Origin of the sequence: Roseateles sp. (assembly GCF_039929605.1) — a bacterium.
Classification (GTDB): Bacteria; Pseudomonadota; Gammaproteobacteria; order Burkholderiales; family Burkholderiaceae_C; genus Pelomonas.
Genome location: NZ_JBDSQX010000158.1, coordinates 1 through 5,844 on the forward strand (window position 1 = coordinate 1; position 5,844 = coordinate 5,844).

At 67.8% G+C, this 5,844-nt stretch carries 3 protein-coding genes; 2 read left to right on the plus strand and 1 reads right to left on the minus strand.

Annotation, left to right across the window (positions count from 1 at the left end; genetic code table 11):
* The coding region (locus tag ABIS05_RS21795; protein WP_348063333.1) for a beta-galactosidase at nt 1-3,222 on the minus strand (3,222 nt) is incomplete at its 3' end.
* Nucleotides 3,223-3,351: 129 nt separating this feature from the next.
* On the opposite strand from ABIS05_RS21795, the gene ftsY reads away from it, so the two are divergent.
* Together ftsY and ABIS05_RS21805 are read left to right on the plus strand one after the other, a co-directional pair.
* On the plus strand, nt 3,352-4,497 hold the full coding sequence (gene ftsY / locus ABIS05_RS21800) for a signal recognition particle-docking protein FtsY (protein WP_348009282.1): 1,146 nt from the start codon (nt 3,352-3,354) through the stop codon (nt 4,495-4,497).
* 86 nt (nt 4,498-4,583) lie between these two features.
* On the plus strand, nt 4,584-5,844 hold a 1,261-nt coding region (locus ABIS05_RS21805; RefSeq protein ID WP_407074814.1), incomplete at its 3' end, for a TolB family protein.

Sequence of the window (5,844 nt, forward strand, 5' to 3'; positions counted from 1 at the left end):
TTGCTTGAAGGTGTCGGTCGTCTCGGGGAAGGGCCGGCCGGTGTCGTTCTCCTGCTGGCCGAGGAAATGCCCGTCCAGCCAGACCTGGATCATCCCGGCGCCGCCACCGCCGAAAAAGAGTTCGAGCTGCAGCGGTTTCGCGTCGGTGGTGTTGAAGCGGCCGCGATACCAGACATCGCCGTGGTGGAAGCCGTAGTCGCTCATCGCCAGCACCGGCTGGCCCTTGTCGGGCGCGGTGTAGACGTTGGCGGCGGAGGCGCCCGCGTCGGCCTTGCGCCAGCCGCTGTCGTCGAAGCCGGGCGCGGCTTCGAGCGAGTCGAAGCGGCGTGTCCACGTTTGCTGCGTCAGGTCGGGCAGCTGGATGGCGTCCGGGCCGGGCAGGGCGGCGCGGGCATTGAGGCTGAAGTCCTGCGCCGATGCGGCAACGACCTGGCCGTTGAAGGCGAGGGCGTTGATGCCGTCGGGCACCCAGGCGCGGAGCGTGCTCGGGGCGGTCGTGTCGCCGGCCAAGCGCAAAGTCTTGCCGTCGAGCACCGCTGTGCGCACGAGACCTGGGCTACGCACCAGCACGCTCTGGTCGCCGACCTTGAGGCGCCAGAACTCCCAGCCGGTCTTCTCGTCAGCCAGCAGCAGCAACAGCGGCGCGCGGCCACCGCCGCTGATCAGCACTTCGATCAGGCCGGTGTGCACGTAGTTCAAGCGCAGGTCGCCGCTCTTGGCTTCCCAGTTGATTTGCGCCTGGCCGCGCAGCAGCTTCACAGTTGGCTTCGCTGCGTAGCGCAGCACGGTCTCGCCATCGTCGCCGTTGCGGCCATACAGCAGCGCCACGTCACGCGCGCCCTGCTGCAGCTGCGCCTGCAGCTCGCTGGTGCTGTAGACGAGGTGCTGCCGTTCCAGCGCGTAGCTGGCCAGAAGCATCTTGGCGTCCTGGCCCGTCAGCGTCAGCTTGCCGGCCTGCGGCACCTGGTAGCTGCCGTCGCGTGTCAGCAGCTTGAAGCCGAAGGCTTCGGTGCCGGTCAGCGCGTTGTGCTGGGCCAGCAGCACATGGCTGCCGAGCGTGTTGTTGACGTTGTGATAGAGCCGGACCTTGGCATTGCCCGGGTCCAACACATCGCCCTTGTCCATCTGCGCCAGCACCGGCGTGGCCGCCTGCACCAGGCCGCCCATCTGCTTGAGCACCAGCGCCTTGTCGCGCATGACGCGGGCTTCGCTGATGGGCGAGCCGTAGTCGTAGCTCGTGTAGACGATGGGCCCCGGCTGCCAGCCCCAGCTGGTGCCGCCGAAGGCCATGTAGATGGAGTGGATGCTCAGCGCGTTGATCAGGCTGCTGCCGTAGAACACGCGCTGGTAGCCTGGGCCCTGGCGCTGCGCGGTGCACTCATAGGTGCCGTTAGAACCCCAGTAGTCGAACCAGCCGGCGCCGATCTCGGCGACGAAGCCCGGCGTGTTGGGCGAGGCCAGCGAGCCGACCTTCGGAAAGTTCTTGCCGTAGATGCCCCAGTCCGGCGCCGGTGCCGGCGTGCCCGGCTTGGCGTCCACGCCGCAGATGCCGCCCGGGTAGCCGTCAAAGGCGTAGAGATCGGTCGGGCCGGGGTTGGCGAAAGGCGCGGTGGAGTTCTTCGGCGTCCAGTCCGGCAGGCGCGACGCGGCGTTGTGAAACAGCGGCACGGTGATGCCGTCGGCGCGCGCCTTGTCCGCCAGGTGCTGCATGTGGCGGATGTTCTTGGGGTTCACCGCGAACAGCTCGTTCTCCAGCTGGTAGGCAATGACGGTGCCGCCGCCATTGGTGATCTGGTGCCGCGACAGGATGGCGTTGATCTGCGTCATCCACTCGTCGGTGGCGGCCTGGTAGTCGGCGGCGTCGGTGCGCGCCTCGGCGCGCTGGCGCAGCAGCCAGCCGGGGAAACCACCGGCCGTCAGCTCGGCGTTCACATACGGCCCCATGCGGGCGATGACGTACAGGCCTTCTTCCTCCGCCATCTGGATGGCGCGCTCGATGTTGCGCACGCCGGTGAAGTCGTAGTGGCCTTGCTTGGCCGAGTGGTAGCCCCAGCTGAAGTAGAGGGACACGGCGTTCAGGCCGGAGGCCTTCATCTTCTGCAGCACGTCGCGCCACAGGCTGGGCGAGGGCAGGCGGAAGGGGTGGAATTCGCCCGCGAAGATCATCTCGCGCTTGCCGTCGATGATCAGCGAGTGGCGGTCCCAGGCAATCGCCTTGGGCTTGGCCTTGGGCGCCGTGGCGCGCTCCAGCTGCGCGGTGTCCTCCGAGATGACGGTGAAGTGCCTCACCGTGCCCGACACGCCGCCCAGTTCCTTCTTCGCCGTCCAGGTGTTCAGGCCGTCGAAGCTGTCGGAATACCAGTAGCGCTTGGTCGTGTAGTCGTCGAAGTAGATGCGCCAGCCCGGCTTGCCGTCAGCGCCCTTGATGGGCACCAGCGCCTGGCCTTCCGACGGGCCGCCCCAACCGGCCCAGTCGCCGGTCTTCTGCAGCGTCCACGGGCCGTCCAGCGACGGGGCGGTGGCCATCTCGATGAACTTGGTCGTCTCGTTCTTCGTGAAGGCGACGTAGCGGCCCTCGTGCTGGATGACGAAGGTGTCGATGTAATTCTTCTCCAGCCCCTGCATGGGCACGGGGTCGCCGAACTTCGTGAAAGTCGCGTCCAGCGCCTTCACGGTGTAGGCGCCGAAGGGCCCCTCCGTGCCGGTCGTGGACAGGCTGACGACGAGCTTCAGGCTGCCGTCGCTGTCGCGGAACCATTCGGGCGCCCAGACATTCTTGACGCCCGGAAGTTTGACCGGCACGTCGGCCACATGCGCCCATGTCTTCAGGTCGGCCGACTTGGCGATGCCGAAGGTCGAACCCGACCAGTTGGTCGTGTAGGCGATGTAGTAGAGGCCGTCCGCCGCGCGGATGATGGACGGGTCACGCAGCAGCTCCTTGGCCGGCGTGTAGACCTCCGAGCCCAGCGACGTGAAGTTGACGCCATCGGCGGAGCTGAACAGGCTCAGCGTGTTCTGCGACGTGGCCATGAAGGCCGACATCAGATAGGTGCGCTCGGCCTTGACAGCCGGCGCCGTCGCCTGCGTGGGCGTGCTGACGGCGGTGGGCGCCTGCTGACCGGGCAGGTCCTGCGCCTGCGCGGCTGATGCGCACAGCCACAGCGAGGCCAGCGAGACCAACCGGAGGGCGGAGCGGGGCGACAAAGCAGGAGCAGCGGGCATGAGCGGACCGAGAGTGCGGGGAGCCTCGGGCAGTTTCACCCGGTTCCCTGCCGGAAAAAATCAAGCGCGTGCGAGAAGCGATCAGCGCAAGCGCAGCACGGCGCAACAAGCCAGTGAAAATGGCGTCCTATGTTCAGTTTCTTCAAGAAGACGACTCCGGCCCCCGCCGAAGACGAAGCGCCCATCCTGCTACCCGAGGGATGGGTCACGAAGCCGGCCAGTCCGGCGCCAGTGCAGCCACCGCCGCCGCCACCGGTTATTGCGCCTGCGCCCACGCCAGTCGCCGCCCCCGTGCCAGCGCCACAGGCCCACGCCGCGGTCGCGCCAACGCCGGTCCGGCCCATCACACCCCCGCCGCCCGAGCCCGTCGCCGCGCCGCGCCAGGGCTGGCTGGACCGCCTGCGCGCCGGCCTGCGCAAGACCGGCAGCAGCATTTCCGGCGTCTTCACCGGCACCAAGATCGATGACCAGCTCTACGAAGAACTGGAAGAAGCCCTGCTGATGGCCGACGCCGGCGTCAAGGCCACGCAGTTCCTGCTCGACGACCTGAAGCGCCGCGTCAAGGACGCCAAGGCCAGCGACCCGCAGGCCGTGCGCGGCCTGCTCATCGACTCGCTCACCGAGCTGCTGTCGCCGCTGGAGAAAGGCCTGGAAGTGGGCCGCCACAAGCCCACCGTCATGATGGTCGTGGGCGTCAATGGCGCCGGCAAGACGACCAGCATCGGCAAGCTGACCCGCCACCTCGCCGAGGCCAACCAGAAGGTGCTGCTGGCCGCGGCCGACACCTTCCGCGCTGCAGCGCGCGAGCAACTCGGCGTGTGGGCGGACCGCGCCCAGGTCGAGATCGTCAGCCAGGAAGGTGGCGACCCGGCCGCCGTGTCCTTCGACGCCGTCAACGCCGGCCGCGCGCGCGGTGCCGATGTCGTCATCGCCGACACGGCAGGCCGCCTGCCGACTCAGGTGCACCTGATGGAGGAGCTGAAGAAGATCAAGCGCGTCATCGGCAAGGCCCAGGAGGGCGCGCCGCACGAGGTGCTGCTGGTGGTGGACGGCAACACCGGCCAGAACGCGCTGAACCAGGTCAAGGCATTTGACGAGACGCTGGGGCTGACCGGCCTCATCGTCACCAAGCTCGACGGCACCGCCAAGGGCGGCGTGCTCGCGGCCATCGCGCGCGAGCGGCCGGTGCCGGTCTACTTCATCGGCGTGGGCGAGAAGCTGGAGGACCTGGAGACCTTCAGCGCGCGGGAGTTCGCGCGGGCGCTGCTGGAGTAGCTCTCAAGGCAGGCATGGGCCCTGACCGATGGCATGGGCCGCAGCACTGCCTATGCTGCCGGTCTCTCCAATCGTTCGAGGTCCGCATGCCCCGTACCCCTTTCCTGCTGCCGTTGACCCTGGCGCTCGCCGCCGCGTTGCCGATGAGCGCGCTCGCCGCTGACGCTCTCAAGGACGCCCGCAAGACCGCCATCACCGTGGGCGACACGCCGCTGATCCCGCGTACCGCGCTGTTTGGCAACCCGGTCAAGGCCGGCGCGCAGCTGAGCCCCGACGGCCAATGGCTGTCGTGGATGGCGCCGGTGAACGGCGTGATGAACGTCTGGGTCGCGCCGGCTGACAAGCCGGAGGCCGCCAAGCCTGTCACCGACTCCAAGGACCGGCCCATCCCCGGGCATTTCTGGTCGGGCAACAGCGAGCAGTTGCTGTTCGTCAAGGACAACGCCGGCGACGAGAACTTCCGCCTCTACGGCGTGGACGTGAAGACCGGCGCGCAGCGCGACTACACGCCTTTCGACAAGGTGCGCGTGCGCATGATCGGCGGCTCGCGCAAGCGCCTGGACGAGGTGCTGGTCGGCATCAACAACCGCGACCCGCGCTGGCACGACGTGCATTTGCTGAACCTGAAGACCGGCGAGCTGAAGCTGGTCATGAAAGGCGACGGCTTCGCCGACTTCGAGACCGACGACGACCTGCAGGTGCGTCTGGGCGCGCGCCCCAACGCCACGGGTGGCGTGGACTATCACCAGATCAAGGACGGCACGGTCGCCGACAAGCCCTTCTTGAGCACCAACCTGGAGGACAACGCGACCAGCCCCATCGGCTTCACCGCCGATGGCAAGACCTTGTACTGGATGGACTCGCGCGACCGCGACACCACCGCCGTGTTCGCCGAGGACACTGCGACGGCTCAGCGCACGCTGATCGCCCAGGACGCCCGCGCCGATCTCGGCGCGACGCTGCGCAACACCGTCACCGGCGAAGTGCAGGCCTATGCGGTGGACTACCTGACCACCGAGTGGCACTTCATCGACAAGGACCTGAAGGCCGATTTCGACTGGCTGCAGCAGCAGCTCGGCAAGGGCGAAGTCTTCGTCAGCAGCCGCACGCGCGCCGACGACAAGTGGATCGTCGGTATCGATCCCGTCTCCAAGGTCTCGGCCACCTATCTGTACGACCGAAAGGCGAAGAAGCTGTCGGCGCTGTACGTTGCCCGACCCGAGTTGCAGAACGCGCCGCTGGTGCCCATGCACTCGGTCGAGATCAAGGCCCGCGACGGCCTGACGCTGCCCAGCTATCTGACGCTGCCGCAGGGCGCCGACAAGAACGGCGACGGCAAGCCCGAAC

Coding starts and splice junctions, on each gene's coding strand:
- ftsY (WP_348009282.1), top strand. CDS start 3,352: ATGTTCAGTTTCTTCAAGAAGACGACTCCGGCCCCCGCCGAAGACGAA.